The organism is Neorhizobium sp. JUb45, assembly GCF_004343585.1.
Lineage (GTDB): Bacteria > Pseudomonadota > Alphaproteobacteria > Rhizobiales > Rhizobiaceae > Neorhizobium.
This window is the reverse complement of the sequence record NZ_SLYW01000004.1, coordinates 43,553-62,517: the sequence shown is the minus strand read 5'-3', so window position 1 is coordinate 62,517 and position 18,965 is coordinate 43,553. Positions and strand designations below refer to the sequence as shown.

The following is an 18,965-nucleotide window of genomic DNA, read 5'->3' as shown; positions in this document are numbered from 1 at the left end:
CATGGCTGGCGGTATTCGAGAACATCACGGCGAGGAAATGGCCGAGAACCACGAGATCAACGTCACGCCGTTCATCGACGTGATGCTGGTCCTGCTGATCATCTTCATGGTGGCGGCACCTCTGGCGACGGTCGATGTCAATGTCGACCTGCCGGCATCAACCGCCAAACCGGCAGAGCGTCCGCAAGAGCCGATGTATCTGACCGTCAAGGAAGACCTGTCGCTGAACATCGGCAACGATGCCGTTGCACGCGAAGAGCTCGCCAACACACTCGACCGGCTGACGGGCAACAAGCGCGATACGCGCATTTTCCTGCGCGCCGACAAGATGGTCGATTACGGCCACTTCATGGAGGTGATGAACCTTCTGCGTGATGCCGGATACCTGAAGATCGCGCTTGTGGGGCTGGAAAGCCTTCCCGCGCCAATTCCCGCCCAGGATGGCGCGGTACCTGCAACAGCACCCGTTGCTGCACCAGCCGCTCCGGCACCTGCAGGAGGTGCAAACCCGTGAACTCGGTCACCTTCAATCCAACGCCCGCCGGGCGTTTTGGAGAGGCTGCCCTTTGGGGTTCGGCAGGACTTGTCGTGCTCGCTCTTCACATTGGCGCCGGCTTCTACCTGATGCGGGAACCCGAAATGGCGGCCGGCGACAATACGCCTCCGCCGGCGATCATGATCGAGCTTGCACCGGAGCCGGAAGCGGCAATGCCGGAAGAAACGCAGATCGCCGAACAGACGCAGGATTCCGAAGAGATCAAGAGCGACACGCCGGAGCCCGTCGAGCCTCAGCCTGAGCCTCCACCGCAGGAGGTGACGCCGCCCGAACCGCCACCACCGGAACCGGTCATCGAAGAGCCGCCGCCGGAGCCCGTGCCGGAACCGGTTCAGGAAGTGACCGAAAGCGTGCCGGAAGAGCCGCCGGAGCCACAGGTCGATCCGATCGTGGAAGAACAGATGGCAGCACTCGACAATGTCGAGGTGCCGTTGCCGGTCATGCGTCCGCCCGAACCTGTCGAAAAGAAACCGGAAGAGCCGGTGAAAAAGAAGGTTGCGGAAAAGCCGCGCCCGAAAAAACAGGTTCAGGCGACCAAAGCCAGCCAGGAAGCCAAGGTCGACGCCACCCAGTCCGATCGCACGGCTGCACAGCAGACATCGACGAGCAGTTCCGCTTCATCCTCAATGTCGCCGCAACGCTGGCAGGGACGCTTGGCTGCGCATCTGGAACGCAGGAAGAAATATCCGGCTGCAGCGCGTTCGCGACGCGAGGAAGGCACGGTGTCCGTCCGCTTCCAGATCGATAACAGCGGCAACGTTCTGTCGGTCTCGCTATCGCGTTCCTCCGGTTCCGATGCGCTCGACCAGGAAGTTCTGGCGCTTATGAAACGGGCATCGCCCGTACCGGCACCACCTGCTGGTGTCAACAAGACGATCACCGTTCCGATCCGCTTCACCATCCGCTAAAAACCATCGCCGCCATGCCTTGAGAAATCGGGCATGGCGGTAGCGCTTCAGACTGGCACTTGCTAATTATGCTGCATCGCAACAGGTGCAGTTTATGAACATTTCGCTGGCAGACGCCGAACTCCTCATTTCCTCCATTTTTCAAGACAATGGCGTCGATGCCGTGGCATCCCTTTCGGTGGCACGTGCGCTTGTGCAATCGGAAGCGGCCGGGCAATCCGGCCATGGCCTGCGCCGCGTGCCGACCTATGTCAAACAGGTGCGCACCGGCAAGGTGGATGGCCGCGCCTTGCCGCTGTCTTCGCGACCCAAACCCGGCATTCTCGCCATCGACGCCAATCTTGGCTTTGCCTATCCGGCACTCGATCTGGCGGTCGACATGCTGCCGGCAATCGTGCGCGAACAGGGGATAGCACTTGCCGCCATCAACCGTTCCCACCATGCCGGCGTCATGGCGCTGACGGTAGAGCGTTTTGCCGAGCAGGGGCTGGTGGCGATGATGTTTGCCAACGCACCGGCCGCCATGGCCGCCTGGGGCGGCAAGACACCGCTTTACGGCACCAACCCGATCGCTTTCGCCGTGCCGGTTGCCGGCAACGATCCGCTGGTCATCGATCTTGCACTTTCTAAGGTGGCGCGCGGCAAGGTGATGGAAGCCAACCAGAAAAAGGTCAGCATTCCCGATGACTGGGCTTTTGACGTGGATGGCAACCCGACCACCGATGCGGCTGCCGCGCTGAAAGGCACGATGGCGCCGGCCGGCGGGGCAAAGGGTGCAGCGCTTGCATTGATGGTGGAAGTGCTGGCGGCCGGGTTGACCGGCGCAACCTTTTCCCATCAGGCAAGCTCCCTGCTCGACGAACACGGTCCTGCCCCCTCTCTGGGCCACATGATCATCGCCATCGATCCGAATGCGGCAACCGGCGCAGGCACATTGGAGCGCATGGCCGGTCTCGCCTCTGAGATGGCCCGTGAGGAGGGTGTACGCCTTCCCGGTCGTCGTGGACGCGGATTGCGTCGAACTGCGCTGGAGAGCGGCCTGACGCTTGAAGACGACGTCATGGCGGCAATCGAAGCACTTCGTTGATGGCGAGCAGGTTCTTGCTCAGGCCCTGAGGGCCTGAGCCGGAGACTGGCGATAGGCAAGAAGCGCCGGTACCGCAGCCAGCACGGCGGCAAAGCCGAGCAGGATCATCGCAAGCCGCAGATCTTCGCGGGTAAAGCCGACCGGCAGGATGACGCCGCTTTTGGCGGTAAACATCTGTGCACCAAAGTGAGCGGCCCCAAGACCAACCAGAAAACCGATGCCGATGCCCAGCGCGACGAGCAGAAACAGTTCCAGCCAGACGATCAGGAACACCGAGCTGCGCGGTGCCCCAAATGCTCGCAGCGCACCGATCTGGCGGCGGCGCTGACCCACGTGAATCACCGTGACCAGAACCAGCGCGGCAGCGACCAGCCCCTGCGAGCCGGCGGCAACGGCGCTCAACACCATCTTGGCATCGCCCAGCGTCGCATAAAGTCCGGTCAGGACTTCACCCGGAAAGACACCGAGCGTGGCACCTGTGCGATATTCCTGACGCAGGCGATAGGCATCGGCAATGGTTTTTGGCTTGACGAGGATCGCCGGCAGGCCGGGCATGCCTTCACCAAAGGTCTCGACGATGGGCGCATCCGGATCGATGCTGCCGTGGTGTTCTTCCTCGACATGTTTCGAGGATGCCGAACCGATGGCAAAAGCATATTTCGCTACCGGCTGCTGAGCTTCGGAAGCGTGCGCCACCGGTTCCGGCTGGCCCGCCTCTCCCCCGGCATGCGCATCCGCTTCATCATGATGCCCCTCGCCTTCGGCAGCATGATCGTGACCGTCTTCCTCATGATGGCCATGCTCCGCGCCAAGACCATGGACATGCCAGACCGCCTGGATCGGCACCAGAATGGCGCGATCCCAGGGCGTACCGGTGGGCTGCAGCTTGCCGACAACCTTGTAGGCTGCGCCGGCATGTGTGTGGCCGCCGGTTTCGGCGCTGCCATGCATGGGCTTGATTTCGGCCCCGACGGACAGATCCACCGCGGCGCCAAGGACGGCCTCACCTTCCAGTGCAAACATTTTTCCGTCGGCAAAACCGGTCGTCGTGCCATTGATCAGGCTGGTCGTGGTACCGATGATCGGATAGCCGGCATAGCTGTCGCCGAAACCGACCGGGGCAGCCCAGGCAACACGCGGATCGGCGGCCAGTTTCGTCAGGACGGCGCCATCGACCAGCGGCAGCGGTGCGGGCTGCAAAAAGATGGAGGAGAGGATCAGCTGCGTTTCGCTGCCGGCGGCACCGACGACGAGGTCGAATTTATCCGCTGCACGCGCACTGCCGAGACGAAGCGAACGTTCCTGCAGTGTAACTGCAACGCCGAGAGCCGTGGCAAGCGCCACGAGAAGAATGACAACGGCGCCGCCCAGCCAGAGACGACGCAGATCGGCGAGGATGAACCGGATCATGCCGCGATCTCCCCAAGCCGAGCATCAGCGACGATGCGCCCGCTCTTGAGCGACAGGCGGCGATCAAGGCGTTCGACAAGACGTTGATCATGGCTGGCGATGATCAGCGTCGAGCCGGCATCGGCAGCCACTGACAGCAGGAGATCACCAACCGCCTCGCCGCTTTCGAGATCGAGGCTGGCGGTCGGTTCGTCGGCAATGATGACGCCGGGCTTGCGCAGCAATGCGCGGGCGATCGCCACGCGCTGCATTTCGCCACGCGACATGGTCTCGACATGCTGGTCGGGACGGGTGAGGCCGACGGTTTCGAACAATGTGCGGGCGCGTTTCACCAGTTCTGCATTGGCGACGCGCGACAGGCGCGCCGGCAGAAGAATGTTTTCCAGTGCCGAGAGGCCGGGAAACAGATGAAAGTCCTGCATGACGAGACCGATATTGGCGGCGCGCCATTGATCGCGTCGGCCCTCGGACAGATCTGCGAGGTTCTGCTCGCCCCAGAACACGCGACCGGCGCGAATGCGCTCAAGGCCGGCGATGATGTTGATGAGCGTGCTTTTGCCCGAACCGGAACCGCCCGTCAGCGCCACACGGCTGCCGGCGGCGATTTCGAGACTATCGAGACTAAGAACCGGTGCCGCCAGACCGGGAAACGATACGGCGAGATTTTCGATTTTCAGCGGCAACATGTTTTCAAACCGTGCCGTATTCAGCCTGGCGGATACGCAGGAGACTGACAAAGCCGGTTTCCGGATCGGTCCACGATCCCGTTTCCAGCTTGCCGCGCACTTCGATCGTCTGGCTGGGCTGGGTAAAGGTCTGTTTTTCGCCGAGATAAACGACGACGATATTGTCCGGCCAGTCGCTGTCGGTGGAGCAGAACGGGCAGATCGACATCGGGATTTCGGTGAGCACGAAAAACTGCGCTTCGGCCTTCAGCGGCGGCGCCATGAAACCGCGCATGGCGATCTCCTTGCCGTTCAGCTGTTTGACCTTTTCGGAAAATTCGAGCCCGAGGACGCTGATCTTGCCATAAAGCTCATCGAACGAAATCGGGCTTTCGGCGCGAGCACGCGTGGCGGCGGAAAACAGCGGCAGGCCGGCCATCAGGCCCAGCGTCATGGTCTGCAGCGTCTGGCGGCGATTGAACCGCGCCTGATCAAGCTTGCTCATGACCAATCTCCTTTTTGGAAATGTCTCACGCATCGTGATCCTAACGGAGTGGCGATGCAAGAGCGGGAACGGCAGGGGCACGCCATGACGACGTGCCCCCACGGTCTTTTCAGGTCTTAGTTGGTCTGCTTTGCGCCAAGCGCGAAAGCTTCGGCGAGACCCTTGTAGACGTCGCTCTGCTCCATGTAGCCACGGAAGCCTTCGGCGCCCGGGCCTTCGGCCTGCAGAACGATATCGTCAACAGCGTGGACACCGCTGTCAGCGCTCTTCGGGATGATGCCGGATACGAAGACAGCGCCGGGAACGTCCTTGTACTGTTCGTTGGCGATGTATTCCTTCTTTTCGTTCTGGACCGACGGCGCAAACGGGCCATCGAGCTTCGGACGGAAGGTTTCGTAATGGTCAGGGCCGTTATTGGCGTTCAGGAACAGGCGACGCGACACGTCGACCTTGTCCGGATAACCGTCGCCGTCCTTGTCTTCGTAGTTCGGGAAGCCGGCTTCGGCGTAGGTACCGACCTTTTCGCGCATTTCGGTGCCCGGCTTTTCGTCATCGACGGTGCCGATGATGGAAACACCGTGGGTGTGGTCGCCGGTAACGACGATCAGCGTGTCGGGGTTCTTGGCGGCAAATTCGCGGGCAACACCGATGGCCTTGTCGAACTCGATCGTATCGACGACAGCGCGATCCCAATCCAGCGGATGGGACATCTTGTCGACGTTTGCGGCTTCAACCATCAGGAAGAAACCTTCCGGGTTCTTCGACAGCGAATCGAGAGCGACCTTGGTCATTTCGACCAGGCCCGGCTGTTCCGGGAACTTGCCGACGGTACCCTTCTTGAGGAACTCGCGGTCGAGCGTGGTGTCCATGTTGCCGGTGTGGAACAGGCCCAGGATCTTGCCGGTATTGCTGCTGGCCGCCGTTGCCAGTTCACCCTTGCTGGTTGCCAGCGTGTAACCGGCTTCCTTGAACAGGGCGATGTAGTCCTTGTCGTCCTTGCGCTTCGAGCCGGCAGTCGCCTGCGGCAGGAAGTAGGCGGAGCCACCGCCGAGCAGAACGTCTGGCTTGACGTCGAACAGCATGCCGTTGATTTCGGCCTTGTCACCACGCTTACGGGTGTGGGCGACGACTGCGGCCGGGGTCGCGTCCTGCAGTTCGGCGGTAGAGATGATGCCGATCGACTTCTTGGTCTGGCGGCGCAGGGCTTCGGCGAGGGTTTCGACCTTGGGGTCGTCCATCGAGGCAGGTGTGCGGTCGGCATAAACGCCGATGGCGTTCACGGCGGTCTTGTGACCGGTCATGTAGGCCGACATGGTGTTGGCAGAGTCGGTGGCGACAGCGTCCGTGGCCGAGGTGCCGATGAAGGCGACCGGCGGCACGTCATCCATGTTGAGGCGGCCATTGGCCTTACCTTCGGTCATGCCCTTGGACATGATGCGGGCAGCGGTGCGGTGCGCAACAGACAGACCGTCGGCGATCAGGAAGATGACGTTCTTGGCCTTGGCCTGGGACGGCGTACCGTAAACATTCCAGGTAACGCTCTTGGTTTCCGAACCTGCGGAAACTTCGACCTTGTAATCACCGGCATTGGCGATGGTGATGCCACGCAGGATGACGGCCGAACCAAGGACCTTGTCCTTGTTCTTTTCTTCGGCGACGAACTCGACTTCCTTGCCGAGAGCGGCCTTGTAATCCTGGCCGTTGACGGTGATTTTTACGTCTTCCGGCTTTACGACGGCATCAAACTCGACCTTGAAGTCGAACGGCGAGCCCGAAAGGATCGTGGCACGATCGAGCGGGAAAACTTCGGCAGCCTGAGCAGCGCCGGCAAGAATGGTCGTAGCGACCAGGGCGGCAAGAATTTTGCGCATGGTGGAACCTCGCTGAGGAGTTTAAAAGTGAAGGCGAGGTGGGTATATCGGCGCCAGATGACACTTACGTGACGCATTGTCGCAACGGCCGCCGAAGAGGAAAATATCTGGAAAGGCGCCCTTCCCGAGCAAGGGCCGAAAATGAAAAAGCCTGCCGCGGGAGGAGGTGCGGCAGGCTTTAAACTTGACCGACAACTGGGAGGAGGAGGATGTTGTCGATCCGTATCGGGCGGCACTGGGAGGAGGAGTGTGCCGCTTCGATGATTGGTTTATAGCCATGCGTTAGTAGAAAGGGAAACTAATTTGTTGCAACGCAGCAATGCGTTTTGTGCAAACCTGCTCCAGGCCTTGGCTTCGAATGAGGCAGAATATTTAGAGATGGCGATGCCACGCGCGATTGCGGTATAGCGGGACAAACAGTCGACAAAGGATTTTCCATGGCCCAGATCCGGTATCACGAAGGCGATATCTCCGCAGTGGACGCTGCCCGCTACACCGGCGCCGTCGCCATCGATACGGAAACGCTGGGACTGGTGCCACGCCGCGACCGCCTCTGCGTCGTGCAGCTTTCGCCCGGAGACGGCACGGCCGATGTGATCCGCATTGCCGCCGGTCAGAAGCAGGCCCCCAATCTGGTGGCACTGCTGGCCGACCCGACGCATGAAAAGATTTTCCATTACGGCCGATTCGACATTGCCGTGCTGTTTCATACGTTTGGGGTGACGACGGCTCCGGTATTTTGCACCAAGATCGCGTCACGGCTGACACGCACCTATACCGACCGGCACGGATTGAAGGACAATCTGCGCGAACTGCTGGAGGTCGACATTTCCAAGGCGCAGCAGCAGACGGACTGGGCCGCCGAGGTTCTGTCACAGGCACAGCTGGAATATGCGGCATCGGACGTGCTGCATCTGCATGCGTTGCGCGACAAGCAAGTGAACCGGTTGATCCGCGACAAACGCATGGAGCTTGCAGAAGCCTGCTTTGCATTCCTGCCGACGCGCTCGAAGCTCGATCTTCTGGGATGGGACGAGACCGACATCTTTGCCCATAGCTGATGGCAGGCATGCGGCCAAATCGACGAGCAAATTGCAACCACTGAATGAAAACAGCGTTGCCGTTAGGGAATCATTAGGGATGTTTGCGGCATATTTAGCCTAACCATCCGGCATGAAAGTCGCCATGAGGCGCGACGGTTGCAACCCAAATGGGTTGCAAAGATATTTTGACCGTCCAGCCGGCCTGTCCCTTCAACTCGAGGATCTGCCTCCCTGACGTGGAGCCGGCCATGCTGCCACCTGTTCCCGCCACATCCGTCGCCCACGCCATGCAGGCGAACCAGCGACAGGCTTCGACCCAACAGATTGCGCCGGACGTCCCCGTGCAGGACAACGCCGTAGCGGGGACTGTGCGACCGATCGTTGCCGGCAATACATCCAGCATGGAACTGCTTGGCCTTTCCGGCCAGATGCGGCTGGCGCAGAGCCTTTCCGTTTTTGCCGAAACGCTTGGCAGCCTTCTGAAACTGCCGCGTCGCGAGGGCGAGGCGCTTGCCGACTACAGCAAAAGGCTGGCTGCCGCCATCACCGCTCTCGGGGCGCAAGAGCGCGCACGCCTGCAGGCACAGTTGAATACGATCATGCAGGGGGCGACACTGCGTCTGCTTGCAGAGCTGCTGAAAGACCCGTCCGGGCCCGCTGCAGCACGGCTGGCAGTGCAAATCGAAATCTCACAATATCAGGAACGCGATCTGGCGGCGCGCCATGTGGTGAGCTCCTATCGGCAGAACAATGGCAGCGATCTGCCTCTCCTGCCCGCCAATCGGATGGACGATGGGCCAGCCAATGGAAATGCGACCGAGGGACAGGCTTCCTTCCCTGCGGACAGTGTTGACGGCGAAGGCATCAACCCAATCGCAACGACAGAAAACGCCTCCGATATCGAGACACAGGGCCTAGCACCGAAGAGCGATGCGACAACGGCCAATGCCATAGACGAGGACGGCAGCCGTCAGGGACTGCGGCATCCCGGGGAAACGTCAGCATCCGAAGCCGCCGAGCCTGCACATCCAGCGACAAACATCAGCGACAGCGATATGGCTGACGGCCAGACGGCCGCGAACGACATCAAAGCCGCACATGTCGATGGCTCTCCTGCATCCCAGCGCACAACGGACGTGCGCAAAGAGCAGACTACCGGGCTCGAAACACATGGGTCCCATCCACAAACACCCGACGCGCCTTCGGACGAGGCTTCCAAGACAGGCCACTTGCCGGACAGAAGTGCAACGCCGGTAAAACCGGCAGCGATTTACGATGCCGCCGCCCTTGCCCGTCAGGCGCATGACGAAGCCGATCTGACAATTCCCAAAACCGCCAAAGCCATTATCGATCGTTTCCAGACCGAATGGGTTGCCGGCCTTGCCTCAGGAGAGCCGGACGCAAAGGGCGCGAGGCAGATTGCGCAGGCGCAGGCCAATATCCTGGCTGTGCGGCCTGATGCGGAAACAGACCCGAGGACGACCGCCGCAGACGCAGAGGTCCTGAAGACGGCGGCCATTTCCGATCAAACACAAGATGACGATGTGCCCGCACCTCTCGTCAATGCGCTTCCGCCGGCGACCAATACGGCATCGACATCGGCCAGTCTTTCGGCACAACCCGATACCGCTTTCGAAAAGGCGCTGCTCGGCATGTCGCTCCTGCCGCGCGACGTGCCGGCGCATCCGCTTGTGCCGCATGCCGGTGCACAGGAATTCGAAGAGAGTGAAAACCACGAGATCAGGCGCAAGCCGCCGGTCGGCGATGATGACCAGCCGCCGCGGCGCGACCATCAGGGCCAACAGCAACCATCTGGCGGCGAAGAACGGCAGGGTGGCGGAGAGCCGCAACCGGAGCCAATGACGCCGGAAGACGAGCCTTTGCATGCAGCCGCAACAGAGACTGCAGCGACCACGGCCGGAACCCGGCAGGCGCCGCGTCAGCATCTGACAGATCATCCGGGTACGGGTGCCGAAGACTTCTATCGCCGGATGGCGGCTCTGGAATAAATCTCAATCAGATACGCACACGAAAAAGGCCGCCGGATCATCTCCGGCGGCCTCTTCATTTCAAAAGATCGAAGCTGACGATTACTCGCTGCCGCGGTTCTTCAGGGCTGCGCCCAGGATGTCGCCGAGCGAAGCGCCCGAGTCCGACGAACCGAACTGAGCAACGGCTTCCTTCTCTTCTGCGATCTCGAGAGCCTTGATCGACAGCATGACCTTGCGGTCCTTCTTGGAGAAGTTGGTGACGCGAGCGTCAAGAACCTGGCCAACCGAGAAGCGCTCCGGACGCTGGTCGTCGCGATCGCGAGCGAGGTCAGCGCGGCGGATGAACGAGGTGATGTCTTCGTGTTCAACGAGCTTCACTTCGATGCCGCCGTCGTTAACGGCGATGATTTCGCACGAAACGACAGCGTTCTTGCGCAGTTCGCCGGAAGCGGCAGCGTCGCCGACCGAGTCCTTGCCGAGCTGCTTGATGCCGAGCGAGATGCGTTCCTTCTCGACGTCAACATCCAGAACAACAGCCTTGACGATGTCGCCCTTGTTGAACTCTTCGATGACCTGCTCGCCCGGACGGTTCCAGTCGAGATCCGACAGGTGAACCATGCCGTCAACGTCGCCTTCGAGGCCGATGAACAGGCCGAATTCGGTCTTGTTCTTGACTTCGCCTTCGACTTCAGTGCCGGCCGGATGGCTGAAGGCAAATGCCTGCCACGGGTTCTCGAGGGTCTGCTTGAGACCGAGCGAGATACGGCGCTTGGACGGATCGACTTCGAGAACGACGACGTCGACGTCCTGCGTGGTCGAAAGGATCTTGCCGGGATGAACGTTCTTCTTCGTCCAGGACATTTCGGAAATGTGGATCAGGCCTTCGATGCCCGGCTCCAGTTCGACGAATGCACCGTAATCGGTGATGTTCGTGACGGTACCGGAAATCTTCTTGCCGACCGGGTACTTGGCCGAGATGCCATCCCACGGATCCGACTCGAGCTGCTTCATGCCGAGCGAGATGCGGTGGGTTTCCTGGTTGATGCGGATGATCTGAACCTTGACCTGCTGGCCAATGGACAGGATTTCCGACGGATGGTTCACACGGCGCCATGCCATGTCGGTGACGTGCAGCAGGCCGTCGATGCCGCCGAGGTCAACGAACGCACCGTAATCGGTGATGTTCTTGACGACGCCGTCAACAACCTGGCCTTCTTCGAGGTTCTGAACGATTTCAGAACGCTGCTCGGCGCGGCTCTCTTCGAGAACGGTACGACGCGAAACAACGATGTTGCCGCGACGCTTGTCCATCTTGAGGATTTCGAAGGGCTGCGGGTTGTGCATGAGCGGGGTGACGTCGCGGATCGGACGGATGTCGACCTGCGAACGCGGCAGGAAGGCAACGGCGCCGTCGAGATCGACGGTGAAACCACCCTTGACCTGGTTGAAGATAACGCCTTCGACGCGCTCGCCAGCTTCGAACTTGACTTCGAGCTTGACCCAGCTTTCTTCGCGGCGAGCCTTTTCGCGCGACAGAACAGCTTCGCCGAGAGCGTTTTCGATGCGCTCAACGTAAACTTCAACTTCGTCGCCGACCTTCAGCGAGCCGTCCTTGCCCTTTGCACCGAATTCCTTCAGCGCGATGCGGCCTTCGACCTTGAGGCCGACGTCGATGACGGCAACGTCTTTTTCAATCGCCGTGACGATACCCTTGGCAACATAGCCTTCGGCGAGATCGGTCTTGGCAAAGGATTCTTCCAGCAGGGCTGCGAAATCTTCGCGCGACGGGGTAGATACTGACATGAAATCTCCTGGGAGTGTCCGTGTGGACACCAGCGCCGGGGGTTCGAGTTAAAAATACCCGAAATTCAAGTCCGCTTCCTCAAAGGGAAGCAATCCGGCGCGGGGACTGGAACTTTCGGGGCATGCAGGCTGCCGGGCGAACCGGCTGGCCATCAATTCTTGTTCAGGGCAGCATCGACAATGCGTTTTGCAGCCAGAAACGCGGCCTCTATACTCATTTCCGACGTATCTAGCAAGTGCGCATCCTCGGCCGGCTTCAACGGGCTGTCGGCGCGGTTCATGTCGCGGTCGTCGCGCGTCTTCACGTCGTCGACGATGGCGTCGAAATCGGCCGCTTTGCCGGAGGCGATGATCTCGTCATAACGACGCCGCGCCCGTACTTCCGGCGAGGCGGTGACGTAAAGTTTCACGATAGCATCCGGGCAGACCACGGTGCCGATATCGCGGCCATCGAGCACCGTACCTGGCGCTTTCCTGGAAAAGGCGCGCTGCGCTTCCACCAGCGCACGGCGCACGGCGGGCATGACAGCGATCTTCGAGGCGGCTTCACCGATTTCGTGTCTTGCCAGGACGGAACGGTCGAGACCGGCCAGATTCACCTCGAGCGCCATCTTCTCGGCAATTGCCTCGCTGTCGAAGGGCAGGCCGGCATCGATCAGCGCCTTGGCGGTGGCGCGATAGGTAAGCCCCGTATCGAGATGATGAAAGCCATAAGTCTCGGCAAGACGCCGCGACAGCGTGCCCTTGCCGGCAGCCGCCGGCCCATCGATGGCGATCGTGATGTGTTTCAAGAGACTGCCTCCTGCGAAAACCGGGCAGCCGAAACCGGGCAATGCCACATTTTCTGCCGACTTATCACGCAGCGTGATGGCGGTCATCTGTGCAATGGTGCAGAATGGCGTGATTTTGCTGGGTCAAGTTTGCCTTTGACATGCCAGAGGACAACGACTAAGGGGACCGGCTAGCATTTTCAGCTGAAATATGACGACCGCAACCATGCGGCATTGCCGATACCATTCGGCCCATTCTCACGAGGCTTTCGACAGTGGCAAAAGCGGAACTTGGTACCAAACGTGTAGACCCGGATACGGGCAAGAAATTCTACGACCTCAATCGCGACCCGGTCGTCTCGCCGTATAGCGGCAAGTCCTGGCCGCTGTCGTTCTTCGAAGAGAACTCGGCTGCCGCCATCATGGAACAGGCCGAGGAAGAGGACGTCCAGGAAGTCGATACCGAGAACAACGAAGTCGAACTCGTTTCGAGTGACGACAACGACGACGGCAACACCGGCGACGATATCCCCGATGATCTCGGCGACGACGATGTCGAACTCGACGGCGATGACGACGACACCTTCCTCGAAACCGAAGAAGACGATGACGACGATATGTCCGATATCATCGGCGTCGGCGGCGACGACGAAGAAGGCTGATCTTCTCTAAAATGCGGCCCGGAAAAGATTTTTTCACCGGGCCGCATTTTTCGGCTTGCACTTCCCGAAAACAGGAAGTACTTAGCCGCCACTCCCGAAGCGAAAGCGGCACGGAGTTCCCAGGACCGGAAATTCCGGACCACCCTGATGGGGCTATAGCTCAGCTGGGAGAGCGCTTGCATGGCATGCAAGAGGTCAGCGGTTCGATCCCGCTTAGCTCCACCAAATCTTCCCAGAGACACTCTATCGGTTCAAAAAATCTAGCACTCTTGTGTGTCAGATCTTGAACACCTCTTCCCCGCAGAACACGATCACGTAACCGCCGGACGATTCGGCCTTTGCCGCCCATGATTCGAGCTGGCTGCGATAGGGTTCGCTCCGCCATAGATCGGGGTGATCGGGATCCGCCAGAACGGTGATCTGCGGTCCCTGTTCGTAAATCATCATTTTCGAGATTGCTGGGTCCCATTCGGGCGGCAGCGAATCATCGGTGCGCCAGAGACAGAGGAAATCACGACAGAGCGATGGCCGGTCGTCATAGATCGAGCAGCCCCGACCTTCGACGCAGTGGCTGCACCACGCATTTGCCGGCTTGTCGAAATGATCGATATCCGGCAGCCGACAGCACAGCGTGCAGGTGCCGCAGGTTCTGTTCTCGACTATGGTTGTGGTGGTGGCGGACATCCGCCAGCCAATACCACCGGGACCGCCTGGACAGAAGCGCTATTGGCGATGGACGCAGGTGCCGCCGATGAAGGTGGCATTCATCGACAGGTCGTCGTTCAGAAGCACGAAATCCGCATCGGCTCCTTGCCGCAGCGATCCCTTGTGCGAAATACCGATGGCTTCTGCCGGGTAGACCGTTGCCATGCGCACCGCTTCCTCCAGCGGCAGACCGAGCTTTTCATGCACGAATCGTACCGATGAGAGCATGTCTATATCGGCACCGGCCAGCGTACCATCGGCCAGCGTCAGGCGACCATCTCTGCGCAGGATTTCGCGGCCATTGAGCGTAAAGCTGGTCACATCCGTGCCGATCGGCGACATGGCGTCGGTGACGATAAAAATGCGCCCCTGCCCCTGCTTGGCGCGCAAGGCGACAGACATCGATGGCGCAACGACGTGGATGCCGTCGGCGATCAGGCCGCAATGCAACGTCACGCTCTGCAGTGCGGCGCCGACAAGACCGGGTTCGCGGTGGCCGAGCGGGCTCATGGCATTGAACAGATGTGTGACCATGCGCGCACCGGCTTTTTCGTAACGACCGGCCGTCTCGAAGCTTGATTCGGTATGGCCGAGACTGACGATGATGCCAGCATCCGCCAATTGGCCAACCTGCGCCTCGCTGACGTTTTCCGGGGCGATCGTGGTCAGCAGAACATCGAGATCCTTTGCCGAGGACAGGAACAGGTCGAGATCGGCCTCCTCCATCGGGCGGATCAGCGCCGGATCATGCGCGCCCTTGCGGGCAACGGAAAGATGCGGGCCTTCAAGATGCAGGCCGAGAAAACCGGAGACGCCTTCGCGCCTCGCCTGTCTGCCAGCCTCGACGGTGGCCCGGGTAGTTTCCGGGGTATCGGTGATCAGCGTCGGTAGCAACGCCGTGGTGCCGAAACGGGCATGGGCGGCGCAGATGCGTGAAATGCCTTCAACGGTCGGCTCATCATTGAGCATCACGCCACCGCCGCCATTGACTTGCAGGTCGATAAAGCCGGGCAGAAGAATGCCGCCGTCGAGTCTTACCTTTTCCGCAGTGTCGGCGAGCGCCGAGGCAGAGACAATTGCCTGCACCGTGCCGCCGCTCACGACCAGTGCCGAATCATCGTGCCAGGCCGCGCCATCAAAAATGCGGGCGCCTAAATATGCCTTGGCGTCGGTCATCGGGTTTCCGTTACCTTCTTGAGTGCCACCGGCGCATCCGGATTAAAACCGCGGCTGCGCGACCAGGATTCGACGAAACCGTAGAACGGCAGGATCAGAGCCAGCGCATCGGTGAGCGGATGGCCGGTTGCGACGAAAGGCAATTTTCGAGCGGACTTGACCTTGTCCGACGTCGCGAATGCAAGCGCGCGCTTGCCGGAAAGGCTTTCGACGATCTCGACAACCGAGTTTTCCGCAGCATCCCTTGCGGCAAAGGCGAGCAGCGGAAATTTGTCTTCCACCAGCGCCACCGGCCCATGCAGCACTTCGGCAGCCGAATAGGCTTCGGCATGCATGTTGGAGGTTTCCTTGAACTTCAGCGCCGCTTCGCTGGCAATCGCCAAAGCCGGGCCGCGACCGAGCATGTAAAGCGATTCGGCATCGCCGAGTTCCGCGGCAAAATCGCCCCATTGCAGGGTGACGGCCTTTGCAAACACTTCCGGGAGGTTTTGCAGGGCATTGCGCAAATCCGCGTCGTTGGTCCACTCGGCCAGAAGCGCCAGACCCGCGACGATGGAATTGACGAAGGATTTTGTGGCGGCGACGGCCAGTTCCGGGCCGGCCTGAATATCCAGCGCGTGGGTACAGGCGGAGGCAAGCGGTGACGGCAGCGTGTTTGTCAGCGCCACCGTGACGGCACCGGCATCGGTGGCCGATTGCGCCATCGCGACGATATCGGGGCTTTTGCCGGATTGCGAGATGGTGATCGCCGCGCCGCCCGAAAGCTTCAGTTTTGCGCCGTAGATGGAGGCAAGCGACGGACCGAGCGAGGCAACCGGCCGGCCGGCGGTGAGTTCCACCGCATATTTGATAAAGGTGGCGGCATGATCGGACGAACCGCGCGCAATGGTGACCAGAAAGGCCGGGTCCTTTTCCCGCAACGCGAGACCTGCCGATTTCAGATCGGCGGCAGAGCGGTCCAGCAGGCGGGCGACAGCGTGCGGGATCTCGTCGATCTCGCGGCGCATATGGGTTTGCGTGGTCATGGAATCCTCCGGCATTCAACGGCCGCCAAGCGTCAGCTCGGCGACGAAATCATAGGCATCGCCCCGGTAGAGAGAGCGCGTGAACTCCACCACCCGGCCGGAACCGAGATACGAAATACGTTCGATCGACAGGCCGGCAGAGCCGACCGACACCTGCAACAACCCGGCATCCGGGTTCTTGACGTTGCATGCGGAGATGCGCTGGATGGCGCGCACCGGCCGGGCGCCGGTCTTTTCCAGTTCGCCATACAGCGATGTGGAGACGCGTGCGGGATCCGGCAAAAATTCGGCCGACAGGCTGGCGCGCTCGATAGCAAGCGGCATGTCGTTGGTAATGCGCAGGCGGCCTATACGGGCAACCAGTGTACCGGGCGCTAAGCCGAGCATGACGCTTTCTTCCGGCGAGGGATGATAAAGACCGCGCTCCAGCCATTCCGAGCGGGTGACGAGACCGCGTCGCGCCATGTCTTCGGTGAAGGAGGTGAGGTGCGAAAGCGGCTGCTCGACACGCGAAACCGGTTTGACGACAAAAGTGCCGGAGCCGTGGCGGCGCATCAGCAACCCGTCTTTCACCAGATCATCCACCGCCTTGCGCACGGTGACACGGCTGACACTGGCGTAATCGGCAAGGTCGCGTTCGGCCGGAAGCGCAGCACCATGAGCCAGCCTGCCGGAACGAATCGCATCCTCCAGCGTCTGGCGCAGTTTCAGATAAAGCGGGCCGGCGCTTGCCGCCTGAAAACCGTCGAGCGGCAGGAGGGCGGAAAGCGCTTCGCTCATCGGCCAGTTCCCTCGGAAGTCAGTTCGGAGACCGCAAGTGAGACGGCGCCGGTGAGCGCATCGGCCAAAGGTTCTGACAGGCGGTTGCGGTGGCGCTCAGCCAGATAGGTGGGGTAAAGACCGGCGAGACCGCCGAGCAGGCACAGACGTCCTTGCCCTTGCATGACGGCCGCCACGGCATCAAGCGCGGCATCGACTTCGGCTGCGGCCGCATGGAGGATGCGCAGGGCCGTTTCATCACCCCGTTCGGCGGCGAAAAACACGCGTGGCGCATAGCGTCCGAATTCGCCGGGGCTGGCCTTGCGGGCAAAGCCTACAACCTGCTCGGGATCATTGCCGAACTCCGCCAAAAGTTCGGCGGAGAGCGGCGTCACCGAGCGGACGCCATCATGCGCCAGCAGACACTCCTGAAGCGCGGCATGACCAAGACGGGCGCCGCTGCCGAGATCACTCACCTGAAAACCCCAGCCGCCGATGGAGGTCAATTGATCACCACGTCGCGCGAGGCAGATCGTGCCCGTGCCGAGAATGGCGATGGCGCCGTCCTCGCTGCCTACCGCACCCTCAAGCGCGATCAGCCCATCATTGACGATTTTCGAGCGCTGGAACGGCAGGCGGGCCAGAACATAATTGACCGCATCGCCGACATTGTTGCCGGCAAGCCCGAGAAGGGCCGAGGAGGACGAGACCAGATTTTCAGAAAGGCCGGCATCCCGAAAGGCCAGACGCGCCGCCTCATCGATATGGCGCAGCGCATTGTCGGGATCGGACAGAATATTGGAGGCACCGCTTTTGCCACGGCCAAGGATACGACCATCGGTATCCGCTACCGCTGCACGGCAACTGGTTCCACCACCATCGATCCCGAGAATATAGTTGGGCATGAATACCTCCGACACAAACCATACCAAAAAAGTACCAATAGCCAAGGGCGATTTGCAATTCGCATTTTGGAAACGTTTCAATGCATTGATTCATAATTATATTTTTCCGAATTTACGGCCGTGCGGTCATTCAACTTAGGCGATCGTTAATTTGCATCTGGACAATTGGTATTTTTTTGGCATCATTTCTCTCGAGGGAGAACTCGGATGAGCAAAAACGCCACCGAAGCCAGACATGAACACGCGATCGGGCTGGATATGCTCGAGCCGACTGCGGCGCTGCGTGTGCTTGCAGAGGGCCAGCAGCGGGCCGCTCGCGCCGTGACCGACGCCATCCCGGCACTTGCTGCGGCTGCCGAACTGACCGCACGTGCTCTCCAGCGGAGCGGACGACTGATCTATGTCGGCGCTGGCAGTTCCGGCCTGATGGCGATGGCCGATGCGCTCGAACTGCCCGGCACCTATGGCATTGCCCGTGACCGGATCGTGGTTCTGATGGCAGGCGGCATTGCCAGCCTGACCGATCTGGCCGGCGGCCCGGAAGACGACATTGCCCTGGCTGAACGGGATGCCGCCTGCATTGCCGACAGCGACTGCGTGATCTGCGTTTCCGCCAGTGGCTCGACGCCTTATGCACTGGCCATTGCAAAAATTGCGAAAGCGCGTGGCGCATCCGTGATCGGCATCGCCAACAATGCCGGCGCACCTTTGTTGAAACTTGCTGATGTTGCCGTGCTTCTGGCAACGCCGCCGGAAGTGGTGGCGGGATCGACCCGCATGGGTGCGGGTACTGCGCAAAAGATCGCGTTCAACATGCTGTCGACTCTCACGGCCATCAAGCTCGGCCATGTGCATGACGGGCATATGGTGGATGTGCGGGCCGACAACGAAAAGCTGCGCATCCGCGCCACTCGCATCGTCTCTGAAATCGCCGGCATCGACATGGATGCCGCCGGCGAACGGATGCAAAGCGCTGCAGGCTCGGTGAAAGTCGCCGTGCTGCTGGCAGCAGGTGCGCATGATGCGGAGACGGCGCAGGCCGCGCTTGCCCGCTCTGGACAGGTACTACGGCAGGCACTTGCCGAGTTCGAATAATAATAATGGGAACCGAAAATGCGCCCGCG

18 protein-coding genes and 1 tRNA gene are annotated in these 18,965 nt (G+C 60.8%); 8 read left to right on the top strand and 11 right to left on the bottom strand.

Annotation, left to right across the window (positions count from 1 at the left end; all coding sequences use genetic code 11):
• Position 1: 1 nt before the first annotated feature.
• The 3 genes from exbD (at position 2) to EDF70_RS17060 (ending at position 2,551) form a co-directional block, all read left to right on the top strand.
• Positions 2 to 514 (top strand): TonB system transport protein ExbD, encoded by a 513-nt coding sequence (exbD, locus tag EDF70_RS17070; RefSeq protein ID WP_132276047.1) that lies wholly within the window; start codon positions 2 to 4, stop codon positions 512 to 514.
• Positions 511 to 1,464, top strand: a complete 954-nt coding sequence (locus EDF70_RS17065; RefSeq protein WP_245519218.1) for an energy transducer TonB — start codon at positions 511 to 513, stop codon at positions 1,462 to 1,464. The genes exbD and EDF70_RS17065 overlap by 4 nt, the downstream gene beginning before the upstream one ends.
• 94 nt (positions 1,465 to 1,558) lie before the next feature.
• The gene (locus EDF70_RS17060; protein ID WP_132276045.1) at positions 1,559 to 2,551 is read left to right on the top strand and encodes an Ldh family oxidoreductase; all 993 of its coding nucleotides are present in this window, start codon (positions 1,559 to 1,561) and stop codon (positions 2,549 to 2,551) included.
• Positions 2,552 to 2,569: 18 nt separating this feature from the next.
• Here the strand turns inward: EDF70_RS17060 and EDF70_RS17055 are convergent, their stop codons facing one another.
• The 4 genes from EDF70_RS17055 to EDF70_RS17040 form a co-directional block, all read right to left on the bottom strand.
• Entirely contained in the window at positions 2,570 to 3,961 is a 1,392-nt protein-coding gene (locus tag EDF70_RS17055; protein ID WP_132276043.1) for an ABC transporter permease, read from the bottom strand.
• Positions 3,958 to 4,647, bottom strand: a complete 690-nt coding sequence (locus tag EDF70_RS17050) for an ABC transporter ATP-binding protein (protein WP_132276041.1) — start codon at positions 4,645 to 4,647, stop codon at positions 3,958 to 3,960. The genes EDF70_RS17055 and EDF70_RS17050 overlap by 4 nt, the downstream gene beginning before the upstream one ends.
• A 4-nt stretch (positions 4,648 to 4,651) precedes the next feature.
• Complete coding sequence (locus EDF70_RS17045; RefSeq protein ID WP_132276799.1) at positions 4,652 to 5,080, bottom strand: hypothetical protein; 429 nt, start codon at positions 5,078 to 5,080, stop codon at positions 4,652 to 4,654.
• Positions 5,081 to 5,247: 167 nt separating this feature from the next.
• Positions 5,248 to 7,002, bottom strand: coding sequence for an alkaline phosphatase (locus tag EDF70_RS17040; RefSeq protein ID WP_132276039.1), 1,755 nt, complete (start codon positions 7,000 to 7,002; stop codon positions 5,248 to 5,250).
• Between the two features lie 437 nt (positions 7,003 to 7,439).
• On the opposite strand from EDF70_RS17040, the gene EDF70_RS17035 reads away from it, so the two are divergent.
• Both EDF70_RS17035 and EDF70_RS17030 read left to right on the top strand, forming a co-directional pair.
• A complete protein-coding gene (locus tag EDF70_RS17035; RefSeq protein WP_132276037.1) occupies positions 7,440 to 8,063 on the top strand; it encodes a ribonuclease D in 624 nt (207 codons plus the stop codon).
• Positions 8,064 to 8,293: 230 nt separating this feature from the next.
• Positions 8,294 to 10,054, top strand: coding sequence for a hypothetical protein (locus EDF70_RS17030; protein ID WP_132276035.1), 1,761 nt, complete (start codon positions 8,294 to 8,296; stop codon positions 10,052 to 10,054).
• A gap of 81 nt (positions 10,055 to 10,135) precedes the next feature.
• Here EDF70_RS17030 and rpsA read toward each other — a convergent pair whose 3' ends face one another.
• Together rpsA and cmk are read right to left on the bottom strand one after the other, a co-directional pair.
• Positions 10,136 to 11,839: a 30S ribosomal protein S1 gene (gene rpsA / locus EDF70_RS17025; RefSeq protein WP_132276033.1), complete on the bottom strand. Its 1,704-nt coding sequence runs from the start codon at positions 11,837 to 11,839 to the stop codon at positions 10,136 to 10,138.
• Positions 11,840 to 11,991: 152 nt separating this feature from the next.
• On the bottom strand, positions 11,992 to 12,630 hold the full coding sequence (cmk, locus tag EDF70_RS17020) for a (d)CMP kinase (protein WP_245519217.1): 639 nt from the start codon (positions 12,628 to 12,630) through the stop codon (positions 11,992 to 11,994).
• Positions 12,631 to 12,884: 254 nt separating this feature from the next.
• Here cmk and EDF70_RS17015 point away from each other — a divergent pair, with 254 nt between their 5' ends.
• A complete protein-coding gene (locus EDF70_RS17015; protein WP_132276029.1) occupies positions 12,885 to 13,271 on the top strand; it encodes a TIGR02300 family protein in 387 nt (128 codons plus the stop codon).
• A 149-nt stretch (positions 13,272 to 13,420) separates the two neighbouring features.
• Positions 13,421 to 13,496 (top strand) — tRNA-Ala (locus EDF70_RS17010).
• 51 nt (positions 13,497 to 13,547) lie between these two features.
• Here EDF70_RS17010 and EDF70_RS17005 read toward each other — a convergent pair.
• From EDF70_RS17005 to EDF70_RS16985, 5 genes are read right to left on the bottom strand one after another with little or no spacing between them, the layout of a single operon-like run.
• On the bottom strand, positions 13,548 to 13,955 hold the full coding sequence (locus EDF70_RS17005) for a hypothetical protein (protein ID WP_132276027.1): 408 nt from the start codon (positions 13,953 to 13,955) through the stop codon (positions 13,548 to 13,550).
• A 39-nt stretch (positions 13,956 to 13,994) separates the two neighbouring features.
• Positions 13,995 to 15,152, bottom strand: a complete 1,158-nt coding sequence (gene nagA / locus EDF70_RS17000; protein WP_132276025.1) for an N-acetylglucosamine-6-phosphate deacetylase — start codon at positions 15,150 to 15,152, stop codon at positions 13,995 to 13,997.
• Entirely contained in the window at positions 15,149 to 16,177 is a 1,029-nt protein-coding gene (locus tag EDF70_RS16995; protein WP_132276023.1) for an SIS domain-containing protein, read from the bottom strand. The genes nagA and EDF70_RS16995 overlap by 4 nt, the downstream gene beginning before the upstream one ends.
• Positions 16,178 to 16,192: 15 nt before the next feature.
• Positions 16,193 to 16,957 carry a GntR family transcriptional regulator gene (locus EDF70_RS16990; protein WP_132276021.1) on the bottom strand — a complete coding sequence of 255 codons (765 nt, stop codon included), beginning with the start codon at positions 16,955 to 16,957 and terminating at the stop codon, positions 16,193 to 16,195.
• A complete protein-coding gene (locus EDF70_RS16985; protein WP_132276019.1) occupies positions 16,954 to 17,841 on the bottom strand; it encodes a BadF/BadG/BcrA/BcrD ATPase family protein in 888 nt (295 codons plus the stop codon). Before EDF70_RS16985 ends, EDF70_RS16990 begins: the two co-directional genes overlap by 4 nt.
• Before the next feature lie 207 nt (positions 17,842 to 18,048).
• On the opposite strand from EDF70_RS16985, the gene EDF70_RS16980 reads away from it, so the two are divergent.
• Entirely contained in the window at positions 18,049 to 18,936 is an 888-nt protein-coding gene (locus EDF70_RS16980; protein ID WP_132276017.1) for an N-acetylmuramic acid 6-phosphate etherase, read from the top strand.
• Positions 18,937 to 18,965 lie beyond the last annotated feature (29 nt).

Excerpts from the sequence above, each read along its gene's own strand:
- EDF70_RS16985 (WP_132276019.1), bottom strand. The coding sequence starts at position 17,841 with ATGCCCAACTATATTCTCGGGATCGATGGTGGTGGAACCAGTTGCCGT.
- EDF70_RS17050 (WP_132276041.1), bottom strand. The coding sequence starts at position 4,647 with ATGTTGCCGCTGAAAATCGAAAATCTCGCCGTATCGTTTCCCGGTCTG.
- EDF70_RS17040 (WP_132276039.1), bottom strand. The coding sequence starts at position 7,002 with ATGCGCAAAATTCTTGCCGCCCTGGTCGCTACGACCATTCTTGCCGGC.
- EDF70_RS17045 (WP_132276799.1), bottom strand. The coding sequence starts at position 5,080 with ATGACGCTGGGCCTGATGGCCGGCCTGCCGCTGTTTTCCGCCGCCACG.
- EDF70_RS16990 (WP_132276021.1), bottom strand. The coding sequence starts at position 16,957 with ATGAGCGAAGCGCTTTCCGCCCTCCTGCCGCTCGACGGTTTTCAGGCG.
- EDF70_RS17030 (WP_132276035.1), top strand. The coding sequence starts at position 8,294 with ATGCTGCCACCTGTTCCCGCCACATCCGTCGCCCACGCCATGCAGGCG.
- EDF70_RS16980 (WP_132276017.1), top strand. The coding sequence starts at position 18,049 with ATGAGCAAAAACGCCACCGAAGCCAGACATGAACACGCGATCGGGCTG.
- rpsA (WP_132276033.1), bottom strand. The coding sequence starts at position 11,839 with ATGTCAGTATCTACCCCGTCGCGCGAAGATTTCGCAGCCCTGCTGGAA.
- EDF70_RS17060 (WP_132276045.1), top strand. The coding sequence starts at position 1,559 with ATGAACATTTCGCTGGCAGACGCCGAACTCCTCATTTCCTCCATTTTT.
- exbD (WP_132276047.1), top strand. The coding sequence starts at position 2 with ATGGCTGGCGGTATTCGAGAACATCACGGCGAGGAAATGGCCGAGAAC.
- EDF70_RS16995 (WP_132276023.1), bottom strand. The coding sequence starts at position 16,177 with ATGACCACGCAAACCCATATGCGCCGCGAGATCGACGAGATCCCGCAC.
- EDF70_RS17055 (WP_132276043.1), bottom strand. The coding sequence starts at position 3,961 with ATGATCCGGTTCATCCTCGCCGATCTGCGTCGTCTCTGGCTGGGCGGC.
- EDF70_RS17005 (WP_132276027.1), bottom strand. The coding sequence starts at position 13,955 with ATGTCCGCCACCACCACAACCATAGTCGAGAACAGAACCTGCGGCACC.
- EDF70_RS17035 (WP_132276037.1), top strand. The coding sequence starts at position 7,440 with ATGGCCCAGATCCGGTATCACGAAGGCGATATCTCCGCAGTGGACGCT.
- nagA (WP_132276025.1), bottom strand. The coding sequence starts at position 15,152 with ATGACCGACGCCAAGGCATATTTAGGCGCCCGCATTTTTGATGGCGCG.